A 13,226-nucleotide genomic window follows, 5' to 3' on the forward strand; every position below is an offset into this window, starting at 1 on the left:
ATATCGACGTTATAGCAAGAGCCACACGCCGCACGCGATGAGGGCCACACTCCATAGCCAATCGACGTTGATCCAGCCGCTTCGCAGGAAGGCGAGGCCTGTGCGCTCGTGCACTGACATCGCAAAGAGCGAGATGCCGGCGATGACGGCGAGCATCGCGACCGTATGCACCGACAGGGCAACCGCGCCTGCTTCGAACGCCCCAGCAGATGATTTATTCGTCGCACTGCCGCAGAACGGCAATAGCGCGGGAACGAGCATGAAGCCCGCGCCGTGTGCGCTGGACATCACGAACGACCACAGCGCGAGGCCGGCCAGCCCGGTGCGCATGCCGACCGCCGGACGGCCGCGGTGCCCGCGCCACGCACGCCATACGCCCCAGCCGATCAGCAGCACGCCGGAGCCGCGCGCAAGCGTCTCGTGACTGACGAACGATCCCAGCGTGAGCACGCCCGCCAGGACGAGCGCAACGGATAGCGCATGCCCCAATGCGATCGGCACGAGCGATAGCAGCACCACGCGCTTGCTATGCGCATAGAGACCGAGGGCGAGCGCGAAGAGCCATCCCATGGCGGGATTGACGCCATGAAACGCGCCAAGGCCCGCGGCGGTAATCCAGAGCGCGGGCGTGCCGGTATTCATGTGTCCACGCTCGTCGAAGGCGTCACGGATAGCAATATGAATCCGACGAGCAATCGCCGCCTTGCAGCCGTATCTGATGCGGGCGATGCCCCTTCGGCCAGTCGATGAAGAAGCGTTCGTCGATGCTCAGGCCTCCGTCCGCGCCAGCGTCGAGCTTCACCATCCAGCCATTGATGCCTTCGGGATAAAACTGCGAATCCACCGCACCGTATAGCGAATTCGTGAAGTACACGCGGCGTCCATCGCGGCTGACTTCGACCATCTGCGGGCCTCCATTCAAGTGGCCGTTGCTTGCGCCTGCGTGCGTCGCGCGGGCGACTACGCCGCCGATGCGAACCTTGCCCGCGAGCTTCGGTGCAAAAGGATCGGAGACGTCGTATTGCAGCATGTCTCCGGTGCCCCAGCACGATACGTAGAGGAAGCGATCATCCATCGACAGGTCGATGTCCGACACTAGAGGCGGCACCGCGCCAAAGCCCTGCAATAGCGGTGGCAGCACCGAGGCGTCGGCGGGTTCGGCGGGAATGTCGATCACTTTCTTGACGGCCCACTTGTCCTTGTCGCGATACCACGTCCAGATCGACGACGACAGATCCTTCAGGCTGATCACGCAATTGACGAAGCCATAAGCCTTCGTTGGATCATGTGCGGGACGCAGCTCGAAGACGAGCTGATACTCATCGCCGAAGTCGATCTCCTGCACGTGCTTGCGCTTCGTCAGGTCCCAGAAGTGCAGCTTGCGCCCGTACTTCGCGCCGAGCAGCAGTTCTGGCACGAGACCTTCTTCGAAGGTATCGGGCGTGCCCCATTCGCTGGTGACCATCGTGTCGTAACCGAGATGCCACCAGGCGTCGTATGCAAGCTGCTGCGGCCCGCGATCCACTTCCCAGCGGCCAAGCGGATCGAAGCTCTGTTGATCGAGCATCAGCACGCCGCCCGGCGCCTTGCCTTCCGCATTGCCGAGCGCGCTGACATAGATGCCGCCGGGGCCGCAATGAACGGTGTGCGGCCGCGTATAGCCGGTCTTTTCCGCGAGTTCGGCGGCCTCGATCGTCTTCACGATGACCGGCTTCTTCGGATCGGGCTTCGTATCGACGATATGAATGCGCGACGAACGCAGCCCCGGCACGACGAGATAGCGCCGCTCCATATGCGGATGCGGCGCGTTCGGACACAGGCACGACGAGCACGCATTCCAGCCGAAGTGATGCAGCTCGTCGCCAACATCGGGCATCGCCAGTTCGCCCACGATTTGCGCATAGTTCGGCGAGTCGGGGTCGACATCGACGACGGCCAGCTTGTCTGGCATCTTGCGCTCGGGGTCGAAGGTCGCGACATAGGCGAGCGTTTCGCGCGGCGCCTTCGCGGCGAGTCGCGGGGAAGGGTAGAAGCTCGGATCAGGTTTCCATGTCGCCATGTCGATTCTCCCAATGAGCGGTCCTTCTGCACTATAGGACACCCATCGGTCGAATGCGTCGGGCTGCTTATAAGGGATTACGCAATACAAATCGATTTACGGCGCAGTGCGCTTTGACGGCGCGAGAGCATCTACAATGAAAGCGTCGTCCTCTTGCCCTGAAGGAGGTTCCGATGACCGAGCCGATGATTACCTTGATGGTCGGAGTCGTCGTGGTGCTATGCGCCATCGTGATTCTGGTCATGCATCACAGGCACCCGCATATTCATCCACCGAAAGCGCGCTGGCTCGATACTCATCCGCCGCGTGACTGGCTGCATCACAGGCACTGAATGCGATGGACCAAGCGGATATGACGCCGGTTTTTACCGGCGTTTTTTTCGTCCTAACGTCTTGGCCCTTTCATCGCTTCGGCTTCCATCGCAGCGTGCCATTCCTCGCTGTTCTCGATCGGATCGATCCCTTCGTCGACGGACGCCGATGCGCGTTCGGCGAACGCGCGCGTTTCTCCGTCGGCCTCTTCATCCGACGCTTCGTCGCTGTCGGGTGGGTCAAGCATGTCGCGCAGCATCGCGGTCAGTTCGGGCGTATCCCACGGTTCGCCGCGCTGCTTCTTTTTCTTGATGTAATGCCTGACTTCGGCATCCTGCTCGGGCGTGAGCGGCAGGCCGCGAAACGTGCGCTTGGCGTCGGTGTCGGTCATCGGATGCTCCCTCGCTTGCAGCAACAAGCGTCCCTAGTGTAGCGCCGTTCGATGGGTGCAACGCGATTCTTCAGAGCGGAGGCAGCCTGCGCTCGATAGGCGTCGTCTTCACGATGGCCGTGCTCGTCGCGGCGCGGTCGGTGACCTTCGCAAGGATATCGTCGAGATGTTCGATGGAACGCAGATACAGGCGGCAGACGAAGCAGTCATCGCCCGTGACCTTCACGCATTCGACGAACTCGGGAATCCGCCGGATCGCTTCCTCGACCAGATGCAACTGACCCGGCAACGGCTGAACGCGCACGATGGCTTGCAGCGTATAACCGAGCGCGGCCGGATCGATCTGCACCGTGAAGCCGCGAATGACGCCTTGCGATTCGAGACGGCGGATGCGCTCGGCCGTGCTCGGCGCGGACAGTCCGATGCGCTTCGCCAGTTCGCTTACCGCGATGCGTCCGTCGCTTTCAAGCACGCTGATCAGTTCGCGATCGATGGCGTCGATGGTCGTCTGCGATGCGTTAAGGTGCTTCGGCATGATGGCCTTCGATAGCAAGATGAAGAACGAAAAGTGCCTTATTTTAGGCATGGTTTTACGTGGCGCGCATCGATAGACTTCAGCTTATCGAAACCGCGTCCGAATCACCGCCATGAACAGTCACGCGATCAGCAACACCCGCAACGCCGCCGGGCATCGGCGCGGCGCCATCGAAATGACGCTCGCGATGCTGATGTCGGGCACGATCGGCTGGCTCGTCGTGTCGTCGGGGCAGTCGGCATGGAACGTCGTGTTCTTCCGCTGCGTCTTCGGCGGAGCGACGCTCGTCGCGATATGCGCGATGCTCGGTTTCCTCCGCAAGCGCTATTTCTCGTGGCGCATGCTGGGATGGGTCGCGCTTGGCAGCGTCGCGATCGTCGGCAACTGGCTGCTGCTGTTCGCCGCATATTCGCGCGCGTCGATTTCGATGGCCACGACCGTCTACAACACGCAGCCGTTCATGCTCGTCGCGCTCGGGGCGCTCGTGCTGCGCGAGCGAATTTCCGCTTCGACGCTCGCATGGCTCGGCATCGCGTTCGTAGGGCTCGTGATGGTCGTGCGCGTCGAACCGGCGGTGCTCGCGATGCCCGGACGCTATCTCGAAGGCATCGCCTATGCGCTCGGCGCGGCCTTTCTGTACGCGATATCGTCGATCATCACAAAGCGCCTCAAAGACACGCCGCCGCATCTCATCGCCATGTTGCATGTGCTGCTCGGCATCGCGATGCTCAGCCCGTTCGCCCAGTTCGATGCCGCGCCTGCAAGCATCGGCGGATGGGCCGACCTGATCGTGCTCGGCGTCGTGAATACGGGGCTCATGTACGTGCTTCTTTACGGCGCGATCCAGAAACTGCCCGTCGCCATGACGGGCGCGCTGTCGTTCATCTATCCGGTGGTGGCGATCGTCGTCGACTGGCTTGCGTTCGGCCAGCATCTCGCCTGGCTGCAAGTCGCGGGGGCAGCGCTGATTCTGCTCGCAGCGGCGGGCGTCAATCTGCAATGGCGCATCGTGCCGGCACGCCGCCATGCGAACGAATGATGCATGCAGAATGCGATGCGCGTCGTATAGAATGGCCCGCTTTTCCGAACAACATCGAAAGCGCCGCCATGTGGTTCAAGAATCTTCAGCTTCACCGTCTTCCCGCTCACTGGACCGTCACGCCGGGTCAAATGGAGCAATGGCTCGCGCCGCTTGGCTTCTGCGCCGCATCGAGCGTCGAGAACGAGCGGCGCGGCTGGGTCTCGCCGCGCAACGACGATTCGCTCGTCTACACGATCAACCGCCAGATGCTGATCACGTATCGCGCGGAGAAGAAACTGCTGCCCGCGTCCGTCGTCACGCAGTTCACGAAGGAACGCGCGCTCGAACTCGAAGGGCAGCAGGGCTTCAAACCCGGCCGCAAGCAGATGCGCGAACTGAAGGAGCAGGTGACCGACGAGCTGTTGCCGCGTGCATTCAGTATTCGCCGCGATACGCGCGTCTGGATCGATCCGGTGCATGGATGGCTCGCGATCGACGCGGCATCCGCGACGGTTGCCGATGACATCATCGGATTGCTGGTGAAGTCGGTCACGGATCTGCCGCTCGCCAGCGTTCGTCCCGCGCGCTCGCCGGTATCCGCGATGACCGAGTGGCTGCTGAGCGGCGACGGTCCCGCAGGCTTCACGCTCGATCGCGACACCGAACTGCGCTCGACCGGCGAAGGCAATGCCACGGTGCGCTACGTCGGCCATGCGCTGGAGGCCGAGGACATGCGCCGCCACATCGAAGCGGGGAAGCAGTGCATGCGTCTTGCGATGACCTGGGACGACCGCGTGTCCTTCGTGCTGACGCCGTCGCTGACGCTCAAGCGCGTGACGCCGCTCGACGTCATCAAGGAAGCCGCCGATCCCACCGCGGCCAACGACGACGAGCGTTTCGAATCCGACTTCCTGCTGATGACGGGCGAACTCGCTCGCCTGTTCACGGCGCTGACCGAAGCACTCGGCGGCGAAGAAGACCTGCGCGCCGCGGCATAAGCCGCCTTCAAGGCCGGGTCACGCCGCCGGCGATGCGAACGCGTAGCCGTTCTTGCCGTTGCGCTTGACGGCGTACATCGTGTCGTCGGCGGCGGCGACGAGCCGCCAGTAATCGGTCACGCGATCCGGATAACTGGCGATTCCGATGCTCGCGCGCACGAGCGACAAGTCCATGCGGCCATCGGTTTCCGCCACGCACGTGATGATGCGCTGCGCGATCGCCGCCAGTTCCAGATCGCTCGAAAATTCCCGCACGAGCACGGCGAACTCGTCGCCGCCGATGCGCGCGACCACATCGCTGTTGCGCACCGTCTGACGAAAACGCCGCGATACCGCAATCAAAAACTCATCGCCGATGCGGTGGCCGTGCGTATCGTTGACGCGCTTGAATCCGTCGAGATCGATATACAGCACGGCGATGCGTTTTGCATTCGTGCCGTCGCCGAGATGCTCCGCCGTTTCTTCTAGCGCGGCGAAAAGCTTGCGGCGGTTGGGAAGGCCGGTCATCGCATCGTGCAGGGACGCGTGCTCGAATTCGCTCGAAAGTCCAACCAGTTGCCGATTGCGTTTTGCATACATTCCGAGCGCGGTTATCAGCACGCCAAATACGATCGACGACAGCGCGATCAGCGTATGCGACACGCTGACGATCCGTTCGCGCACATCGGCGCTCGCGCGATCGCGTTCGGCGCGCCAGTACAAATAGGCGGAATCGAGCGCGGCGCTCGCCGCTTTCAGATCGGCTGCGGGCAGGAGCACGCTCGAAGGCAGCGCGGGGGCGGGCGCCGGACTGGATATGATGAGGGCATGCAGGCTCGCGAGCCGCGCGGCGAATTCAATGCGCGCGTCGCGATAGGCCGCGCGATGGGCGGTGTCGCTGGTCGAGGCATCCTGTAGCGCCAACGCGGATGCGCGCGCCGTATCGGCCCGCTCGACCGCTTCGAGCACGAGTCCGATGTATTCCTGCTGGAGTTGCGCGGAGAAAATCGCGCGGACCTGAAACGCGAGAAAGAGCAGCCCGATCAGCAGGCAGAGCAGCGCGACGCCGGCCAGGGGCGCGGGACCGGGCACACGCAACCGCTGGATATGCGCGCGCGCGCCGTCAGTCCACCGAAGTGCGCGCGTCGAAAACGCGTCGCCGTCACGGACGGGAATATTCCTCTCGCTGACCGGATGTGGCATTGCGTCGATAGCTCACTCGATGAAAGAAGGCGCCCACGCGGGCAAAGAGTCCCGGCTCGGCCTTCGCTGGCGGCGCATGACGCTTGACGTTCTGGTTCGCTTGCGCCGTGCGCGCCGGTTTCTCCGCTGCACGGTTCGCGCGATTGCCGGATTGACTCGATGGCGTCGCGCGGCGCTCGGTGGTGTCGTCCTCGGCGATGGCGGCCGGCGCTGCCGCGACGGCGCTCAGACCGGGCCGGTCAAGCGCAGGCGGACTGCCCGCGAGCTTGATGTTCTCGGGATGCGTCACCGTCGAGGGCGCTTCCACTACGCCCGACGACTGCGTGGCCGCTAGGACCGGTTGATCGACGCCGAGCGTCTGCCGCGCACTGGTCATCGCTTCTGCATACACGCGCTGGTCCTGATTGAACCACATGCTGTATGCGACGGTGCCGAGCACGCCGACGCCGAGCGCAGTCGCCGACGCCATCCACAGCGCGAGCCGGCCGAAGCGGCGCGGCGGGCGCACGGGATCGGGCTCCGCCTCGATATCTTCTTCGTCGTCGAAGTCGGCGAAGGATCCGGACGGCGCATCAGGCACGGACGGATCGTTAGCGGGACTCGGGCCGCCCGCGAACGGCTCTTCAGGTAGCTCAGCGTGTCGGGGCATGGCAGCGCTCCAGAATCATGTTCGTCGACGGCGGCAGGCGCACGGCGCATCGAGTGCGCTGGCAGCCTGACGCGCAAGCCGTGTGAAGCGCCGGACGCAAAGATCACGAATGCGAGCAGTGCGCGGCGCGTGCCATTCGATCATAAAAAACGAATGCAATACGCAGATTTCAACGAAGAGGAAGTTCTCTCTTCGCACCACGTAACTAGCGCCGCATGCGGAAAAAACTTCCCGATGCGGCACGTAAGATAAGGCAAAAGTACGTACATGTTGCGAGGCGCGGCGAATAGCGGCGTCGCCCGCCCGTGCAAAAGCTGAATAGTACCGTAGCATTGAGCAGGCCAGCACGGCACGTTCGACATTCCTCAGATCAGCGGTGCCGCTTTTGGTGGCATCGCGCACAGACGGCGCATGACTTCATGGTAGCGCGCATGGTGTTCAATGCTGCGCATCCTCGGTCGTAAACGGCTTGGTGACATCGCGTTCGGGCAAGCCGAAACGCTCGAACTCCGATATCACCTGTGCCCCGAAAAGCAGAAGCGTCGCGAGCGCTTCGAGGCTGAACAGCACGACGATGGATGTCGTCAGCGAGCCATAGACGACGCTCACTTGCGACAGCGTCGCGAAGTACCACACGAGGACGTGCCGCGTGATTTCCCAGAGCACGGCGGCCGTCACGCTGCCGAGCAGCGCGAGCCGAAACGATGGCCGACCGACCGGCATCACGAGATAGATCGACGTCAGCACGAAAATCTCGCCGGCCACGCCGAGCAGATACAGCAGCACGCGCGAAGCACCCTTGAGCGACACTTCGATGCCGAGCAGCATGACGCTGTTGTCGCCCATCGCCTGCAAGCCGTTCGACACGAGCGTCACGATCAGCATGCCGACGCCGAGAAACAGGATGTAGCAATAAGGCAGCAGCGCGGAGAGCAGGAAATGCCGTCGACGGATCGCGACGCGATGGACGAAAATCACCGACATCGCGTTTTCGAGCACGGTAAAGGCGAGCGAACTGAAGAAGATCATCGTGACGAGCAGCAGCCAGCCGATGACCGCGCGATGCGTCAAAAAATTGGCGAGTTCCCGAACGATCGCCCGCGCCTGTCCCGGCACGAGCCATTCGAGCAGATGCGCGAGCGTTTCGAGCAACTCGCGCTGGCCGACGAACTTCGACAGCACGATGACAATGAGGATCAGCAGCGGCACGATCGACAGAAGCGCGTAATACGCGACCGCGCCCGCGAGCAGCATGCCCTGATTGGCGCGAAACGCCTTGATCGTGCGCTTGAGAAAGCCGAACGGATGGCGCGCGACGTTGTGAAGCTGAGGCCCCAGTACAGGGCCGAGAATCTTCGACATGGGACCTCCGCGACGCGCGCATGTGCGGCGATGGGCGCGATGTCCTGCCCGCCTGATCTAAAAGAGGATGTGAGGGTCGGGGAGCAAGTTGCACGCCCGGCTGCGGAGTCAGCCGGCTTCAGCGTTGTTGTTGCTGGGCAGCGGCTTGCTGCGCGGCCTCTTCGAAGGCGATATCGAGCAGCGCATCGACATCGCGTGCGGGCAGATCCGCCGCTTCGATGCGGCGCAGGCGGCAGAAGAGCGCGAGCGCTTCGGCGGCGGCCGCGAAGGCATCGCCCAAAGCCACGGGACTTTCCTGCTGTGCGATTTCCGGATCGCGGGACGGGAGGCGTTTTTTTCTCATGGCCCACATATCGGCATGGATGCAGCTTTACTTGAGCGGGCAAGCCTGCATCGTTCACCTTTTCGGAATCATGCATTAATCTTGCATCAACGGCCGGCGCAACGAGTCCGCGCATGCATGAGCGAGCCGTCGCGGCGCGGTGCCTCTCTATAGCGCCGGCCATTCGCATGTTCATCGCGGCTTCTTTAGTCTGCCGAACGTGAGCGTTCAACCACGGGTTGAAGCACGCCTCGGCCAGGGAGACGGTCATGCCTGCTTCTCACGTCGCCGATTCGTCCACGCCCGGCCCCGGCGCCGATGTCGAAATCGTCAACGCCGACGAACGCCTCTACAACCACGATCTCGCGCCGGTTCCGCGCGCACGCCGCACATGGACGGGCTACAGCATCTTCGCGATGTGGATGTCGGATGTTCACAGTGTCGGCGGGTATACCTTCGCGGCCAGCCTCTTTCTGCTCGGACTTTCAGGCTGGCAAGTGCTGCTCGCGATGACCATCGGCATCCTGATCGTCTATGTGCTGATGAACTGGGTCGGCAAGCCGAGCCTCGTGCACGGCATTCCGTTCCCGGTGATGGCACGCGTGTCGATGGGCGTCATGGGCGCGAATCTCGCCGCGCTGATTCGCGGCGTCGTCGGCATCGTGTGGTATGGCGTGCAGACCTACTTCGCATCGAAGGCGGTCGCGACGCTCTTGCTGCTCTTCGTGCCATCGGCGGTGGCGCTGCGCGATTCGAGCTTTCTCAGGCTCGACATGCTCGGCTGGGTCAGCTTCCTCTTCATGTGGCTGCTGCAACTCATAATCTTTCAGCGCGGCATGGAGATCATCCGCAAGTTCATCGACTTCTGCGGGCCGGCGGTGTATGTGGTGATGTTCGTTCTGATGGGCTGGATTCTGTATCGCGCGGGCCTCGGCAGTCTCGACCTCACGCTCTCCGGCAAGGTGCTGCCCGGCGACGAGCAGTTGCACGCGATGGTCAACGCGACCTTGCTCGTCGTAAGTTATTTCGCGGCGCTGCTGCTCAACTTCGGCGATTTCTCCCGCTTTGCAAAAAGCGAGCGGCAAATGAAGATCGGCAATTTTCTGGGGCTGCCATTCAACTTCCTTGCATTCGCGATCATCACGGTGATCGTCACGGCGGGCAGCGAGAAGGTCTTCGGCACGATGATCATGGACCCGGTCGAGATCGTTTCGCGTATCGACAACAAGCTCGCGGTGGCGATCGGCAGCATCACGTTCATCATCGCGACGATGGGCATCAACATCGTTGCCAACTTCGTTTCGCCGGCCTATGACATTGCAAATCTCTTCCCGAAGCACGTCGACTTCAAGAAGGGCGGGCTGATCGCATCGATACTCGCGGTCCTCGTGTGCCCGTGGATCTTCGTCGACAGCCCGAAGGCCATCACTATCTTCGTGTCGGTTTTCGGCGCAGTGCTCGCGCCGATGTACGGCGTGATGATGGCCGATTACTACCTCGTCAAGCGTCAGCAGGTGAACGCCGCCGAGCTGTACACGATGCAGCCTGGCGGTCGCTTCTACTACGACGGCGGATGGAACAAGGTCGGGCTGACCGCGTTGCTCGTGTCGGGCGTCATCTCGGTGGGATGTGAACTCTCGACGCAACTGTTGAAAATTCTGCCCGCCAACAATCTCGGCTGGCTGATCGGCGCGGTGGCCGGCGCGGTGCTGTACGTCGTGTTGATGCGCATCGCGCGGCGCAAATAGCTCTGCTTGCGCGATGCGCGGCGTCGCAAGTCGAGACGATCGCGCATCCGAACGAGACGCTGCGACATTCGCACGGCCGCCGCTCGCCCCTAAGCTCTCTCCAACGACAGACGAACGCATTCGCGCTCGCCGCGTCCTTCGATAAGGAGAGGCAGCAATGAACACGAATCTTCCATCCGGGCGTGCGCCGATGCCCGTAGCGTTCCTCGGCATCGCGGTCGGTGCGCTCGCGCTTGCCGGTGCGTGGCGCGCGGCCGCGAAGGTTTGGCCGATTCCCGAAAGCGTGCCGGCGGTGATGACGATGGTCGCGCTCGCCGTGTGGCTGGTGCTGATGTCCGCCTACGCGCACAAGTGGCTCACGCAGCGCGCCGATGCGATCGCGGAGATGCAGCATCCGGTGCAATCGTCGTTTGCCGCGCTCGCGCCCGTATCGGCGATGCTCGCCGCGCAGGCCGTGCAAAGCGAATCACGCACCCTGGCGATCGTGCTGTTCGCGGCGGGCGTCGCGAGCCAGCTTGCGCTCGGCGCGTATCTGCACGGACGATTCTGGCAAGGCGGCCGCAAGCCGGAATGGACGACGCCCGCCATGTATCTGCCGACGGTCGCGCCCAGCTTTGTCGCGGGCACGGCGGCAGCGGGCCTGGGCTGGACGCAGGCCGGCATGCTGTTCTTCGGAGCGGGCGTGTTTTCGTGGATCGCGATCGAATCGCTCGTGCTTCATCGCGCGGCGGTGCATGAGCCGCTGCCCGATGCGCTGCGCCCGAGCCTCGGCATTCAGCTCGCGCCGCCGGTCGTGGGTGGCGTGTCGTATCTCGCCATCACGCACGGCGCGCCGGATACCTTCGCGTACATGCTGCTCGGCTATGGGCTGTATCAGGCGCTGATGCTCGCGCGTCTCGTCCCGTGGATTCGTCAGCGCAATTTCACGCCGTCGTACTGGGCGTTCAGCTTCGGCGCGGCCGCGCTGCCGACGATGGCCATCCGCATGCTCGAACGCGGCGCGCAAGGGCCGGTCGAGTGGATTGCGCCGGTGGCGTTCGTCGCGGCGAACATCGTCAACGCGATGCTGGTTGCCGGAACGCTCCGGGCGATGATCGCAGGCCGCTTATTGCCCGCGCCGGCGATCGCGGCGAAGGGGGCTTGACGGTTTCGCGGCGGATTCTCCGCGTGCAGGGGGAATCCGCGAACCGCAGGGCGGCGAGTCCTTCTCGGTGAAGCCGCTGCTCAATGCTCGCATTCCGCACGCATGGGCGCTTCACGCCGACTCGCTCCCCAGCAAGAACGCCACCCACGTCTTGATTCGATGAAAGCGCCAGCCGGAATCCGCGAACCGCAGGGCGGCGAGTCCGTCTCAGTAAAGTTGCCGCTCAATGCTCGCATTCAAGACGCTTGGGCGCTCCACGCCGACCCGCTCTCCAGCGTCCCAGTGACGACATCCCGCAAGAACGCTACCCACGTTCTGATTCGATGAAAGCGCCAGCCGCAACCGGCGAACCGCAGGGGCGGCGAGTCCGTCTCAGCGAACGCTCCACGCCCGATGCCCGCATTCACCAAGCCTGCGCTTCACGCCAGCTCGCTCTCCAGCGTCCCAACGACGAAATCCCGCAAAAACGCGACCCACGTCTTGATCTTCGCATCGAGATACTGGCGCGACGCGTACATCGCATAGATCGTCATGGTCTGGAGTTCCCATTCCGGCAGCACGCGCACGAGCGCGCCGCTTTTCAGCAACGGCTGCACCGACAGCGCCGGCAACGGCGCAATGCCGAGTCCGTCCGTGACCGCGACGGCGAGCGCGTCGGCGGCGTTCACGCGCAGGCGTCCCGGCGGCAAGTCCACTTCGACGCTGCCTTGCGGGCCTTCGAAGATCCAGCGGTCCACCGGAAAGAACGCCGTGACGAGTTGCAGACACGCGTGTTCGGACAGTTCTTCGATGGAGCGCGGAACGCCCGCACGCTCGAGATAGCGCGGCGACGCGCAGAGGACGCTCGGCATCGTGCAGATGCGGTGAGAAATGAGCGCAGAATCCGGCAGTGTCGATGTCGTGATCTGCAAGAACACGTCGTAGCCTTCGTCGAGCATGTCCGGGACGTTCTGCGACAGCGTCAGCTCCACACGCACTTGCGGATGCGCGTCCAGATAGCGCGTGAGCGCGGGCACGACATAGTGCTGTCCGAAGGTGATCGGCGCATGCATGCGGAGCACGCCGCTCGGCGACACTTGCGCGTTGCTGGCTTCGGCCTCGGAGACATCGACGAGCGCGATTACTTCCTTGCAGCGGGCGAGATAACGGTTGCCCGCATCGGTGAGCGCGACACGGCGCGTCGTGCGGTTCAACAGGCGCGTGCGCAGATGCGCCTCCAGATCCGTGACTGCACGCGACGCCTGCGCCGTGGTGATGTCCAGCTGTTGCGCCGCCGCAGTGAAGCTCGCTGCTTCCGCGACGCGCGTGAAAATCCGCATGCTTCGCAACAGGTCCATTCGCGCATCCCGTTTTGACGAAGCCCGCACTATCCCACGAGCATGCGCGCCGGCGCAACGGCGGGCGGCGGCGTTGCATTCTCAACCGACCGTTCGTTTCAGCGTTCACATCTGTTACAGGTGTTGTAACGCAAGCGCGCGGCGCCGCGAATACCATGGATTCATG

General features: G+C 63.3%; 15 protein-coding genes. 5 read left to right on the forward strand and 10 right to left on the reverse strand.

Going from position 1 to position 13,226, the window contains the following annotated elements; all coding sequences use genetic code 11:
- Window positions 1-9: 9 nt before the first annotated feature.
- Together LDZ21_RS06500 and LDZ21_RS06505 are read right to left on the reverse strand one after the other, a co-directional pair.
- Window positions 10-642: a hypothetical protein gene (locus tag LDZ21_RS06500; protein ID WP_244794686.1), complete on the reverse strand. Its 633-nt coding sequence runs from the start codon at window positions 640-642 to the stop codon at window positions 10-12.
- 22 nt (window positions 643-664) lie between these two features.
- Window positions 665-2,059: a selenium-binding family protein gene (locus LDZ21_RS06505; protein WP_244794687.1), complete on the reverse strand. Its 1,395-nt coding sequence runs from the start codon at window positions 2,057-2,059 to the stop codon at window positions 665-667.
- 173 nt (window positions 2,060-2,232) lie between these two features.
- Between LDZ21_RS06505 and LDZ21_RS06510 the strand changes: the two genes are divergently transcribed.
- Window positions 2,233-2,391: a hypothetical protein gene (locus LDZ21_RS06510; protein WP_244794688.1), complete on the forward strand. Its 159-nt coding sequence runs from the start codon at window positions 2,233-2,235 to the stop codon at window positions 2,389-2,391.
- 53 nt (window positions 2,392-2,444) lie between these two features.
- Here LDZ21_RS06510 and LDZ21_RS06515 read toward each other — a convergent pair whose 3' ends face one another.
- Both LDZ21_RS06515 and LDZ21_RS06520 read right to left on the reverse strand, forming a co-directional pair.
- Window positions 2,445-2,762 (reverse strand): hypothetical protein, encoded by a 318-nt coding sequence (locus LDZ21_RS06515; protein ID WP_035966285.1) that lies wholly within the window; start codon window positions 2,760-2,762, stop codon window positions 2,445-2,447.
- 70 nt (window positions 2,763-2,832) lie between these two features.
- Entirely contained in the window at window positions 2,833-3,297 is a 465-nt protein-coding gene (locus tag LDZ21_RS06520; protein ID WP_244794689.1) for an Lrp/AsnC family transcriptional regulator, read from the reverse strand.
- A gap of 112 nt (window positions 3,298-3,409) precedes the next feature.
- Here LDZ21_RS06520 and LDZ21_RS06525 point away from each other — a divergent pair, with 112 nt between their 5' ends.
- Together LDZ21_RS06525 and LDZ21_RS06530 are read left to right on the forward strand one after the other, a co-directional pair.
- Window positions 3,410-4,336: a DMT family transporter gene (locus tag LDZ21_RS06525; protein WP_035966202.1), complete on the forward strand. Its 927-nt coding sequence runs from the start codon at window positions 3,410-3,412 to the stop codon at window positions 4,334-4,336.
- Window positions 4,337-4,404: 68 nt separating this feature from the next.
- Window positions 4,405-5,316, forward strand: a complete 912-nt coding sequence (locus tag LDZ21_RS06530; protein ID WP_244794690.1) for a recombination-associated protein RdgC — start codon at window positions 4,405-4,407, stop codon at window positions 5,314-5,316.
- An 18-nt stretch (window positions 5,317-5,334) separates the two neighbouring features.
- Here the strand turns inward: LDZ21_RS06530 and LDZ21_RS06535 are convergent, their stop codons facing one another.
- The 5 genes from LDZ21_RS06535 to LDZ21_RS06555 all read right to left on the reverse strand — a co-directional run bounded on the left by LDZ21_RS06535 (window position 5,335) and on the right by LDZ21_RS06555 (window position 8,852).
- Window positions 5,335-6,393: a diguanylate cyclase domain-containing protein gene (locus LDZ21_RS06535; RefSeq protein WP_309774377.1), complete on the reverse strand. Its 1,059-nt coding sequence runs from the start codon at window positions 6,391-6,393 to the stop codon at window positions 5,335-5,337.
- A gap of 64 nt (window positions 6,394-6,457) precedes the next feature.
- Window positions 6,458-7,147, reverse strand: a complete 690-nt coding sequence (locus tag LDZ21_RS06540) for a hypothetical protein (RefSeq protein WP_244794692.1) — start codon at window positions 7,145-7,147, stop codon at window positions 6,458-6,460.
- 15 nt (window positions 7,148-7,162) lie between these two features.
- On the reverse strand, window positions 7,163-7,549 hold the full coding sequence (locus tag LDZ21_RS06545) for a hypothetical protein (RefSeq protein WP_244794693.1): 387 nt from the start codon (window positions 7,547-7,549) through the stop codon (window positions 7,163-7,165).
- A gap of 36 nt (window positions 7,550-7,585) precedes the next feature.
- Window positions 7,586-8,509 (reverse strand): YihY/virulence factor BrkB family protein, encoded by a 924-nt coding sequence (locus tag LDZ21_RS06550; RefSeq protein WP_035966205.1) that lies wholly within the window; start codon window positions 8,507-8,509, stop codon window positions 7,586-7,588.
- A 118-nt stretch (window positions 8,510-8,627) separates the two neighbouring features.
- Window positions 8,628-8,852 carry a hypothetical protein gene (locus LDZ21_RS06555; protein WP_244794694.1) on the reverse strand — a complete coding sequence of 75 codons (225 nt, stop codon included), beginning with the start codon at window positions 8,850-8,852 and terminating at the stop codon, window positions 8,628-8,630.
- A 248-nt stretch (window positions 8,853-9,100) separates the two neighbouring features.
- Between LDZ21_RS06555 and LDZ21_RS06560 the strand changes: the two genes are divergently transcribed.
- On the forward strand, window positions 9,101-10,579 hold the full coding sequence (locus LDZ21_RS06560; RefSeq protein ID WP_244794695.1) for an NCS1 family nucleobase:cation symporter-1: 1,479 nt from the start codon (window positions 9,101-9,103) through the stop codon (window positions 10,577-10,579).
- A 157-nt stretch (window positions 10,580-10,736) separates the two neighbouring features.
- The gene (gene tehA / locus LDZ21_RS06565) at window positions 10,737-11,723 is read left to right on the forward strand and encodes a dicarboxylate transporter/tellurite-resistance protein TehA (protein ID WP_244794696.1); all 987 of its coding nucleotides are present in this window, start codon (window positions 10,737-10,739) and stop codon (window positions 11,721-11,723) included.
- 419 nt (window positions 11,724-12,142) lie between these two features.
- On the opposite strand, the gene LDZ21_RS06570 is transcribed toward tehA, so the two are convergent.
- Window positions 12,143-13,060, reverse strand: coding sequence for a LysR family transcriptional regulator (locus LDZ21_RS06570; RefSeq protein ID WP_244794697.1), 918 nt, complete (start codon window positions 13,058-13,060; stop codon window positions 12,143-12,145).
- Window positions 13,061-13,226: the final 166 nt, after the last annotated feature.

Origin of the sequence: Caballeronia grimmiae, assembly GCF_022879615.1 — a bacterium.
Lineage (GTDB): Bacteria > Pseudomonadota > Gammaproteobacteria > Burkholderiales > Burkholderiaceae > Caballeronia > Caballeronia grimmiae.

Bases quoted from the DNA above. Each gene is read 5' to 3' on its own strand.
- LDZ21_RS06525 (WP_035966202.1), top strand. From the start codon at position 3,410: ATGAACAGTCACGCGATCAGCAACACCCGCAACGCCGCCGGGCATCGG.
- tehA (WP_244794696.1), top strand. From the start codon at position 10,737: ATGAACACGAATCTTCCATCCGGGCGTGCGCCGATGCCCGTAGCGTTC.
- LDZ21_RS06550 (WP_035966205.1), bottom strand. From the start codon at position 8,509: ATGTCGAAGATTCTCGGCCCTGTACTGGGGCCTCAGCTTCACAACGTC.
- LDZ21_RS06570 (WP_244794697.1), bottom strand. From the start codon at position 13,060: ATGGACCTGTTGCGAAGCATGCGGATTTTCACGCGCGTCGCGGAAGCA.
- LDZ21_RS06530 (WP_244794690.1), top strand. From the start codon at position 4,405: ATGTGGTTCAAGAATCTTCAGCTTCACCGTCTTCCCGCTCACTGGACC.
- LDZ21_RS06500 (WP_244794686.1), bottom strand. From the start codon at position 642: ATGAATACCGGCACGCCCGCGCTCTGGATTACCGCCGCGGGCCTTGGC.
- LDZ21_RS06515 (WP_035966285.1), bottom strand. From the start codon at position 2,762: ATGACCGACACCGACGCCAAGCGCACGTTTCGCGGCCTGCCGCTCACG.
- LDZ21_RS06540 (WP_244794692.1), bottom strand. From the start codon at position 7,147: ATGCCCCGACACGCTGAGCTACCTGAAGAGCCGTTCGCGGGCGGCCCG.
- LDZ21_RS06555 (WP_244794694.1), bottom strand. From the start codon at position 8,852: ATGAGAAAAAAACGCCTCCCGTCCCGCGATCCGGAAATCGCACAGCAG.
- LDZ21_RS06560 (WP_244794695.1), top strand. From the start codon at position 9,101: ATGCCTGCTTCTCACGTCGCCGATTCGTCCACGCCCGGCCCCGGCGCC.
- LDZ21_RS06505 (WP_244794687.1), bottom strand. From the start codon at position 2,059: ATGGCGACATGGAAACCTGATCCGAGCTTCTACCCTTCCCCGCGACTC.
- LDZ21_RS06520 (WP_244794689.1), bottom strand. From the start codon at position 3,297: ATGCCGAAGCACCTTAACGCATCGCAGACGACCATCGACGCCATCGAT.
- LDZ21_RS06510 (WP_244794688.1), top strand. From the start codon at position 2,233: ATGACCGAGCCGATGATTACCTTGATGGTCGGAGTCGTCGTGGTGCTA.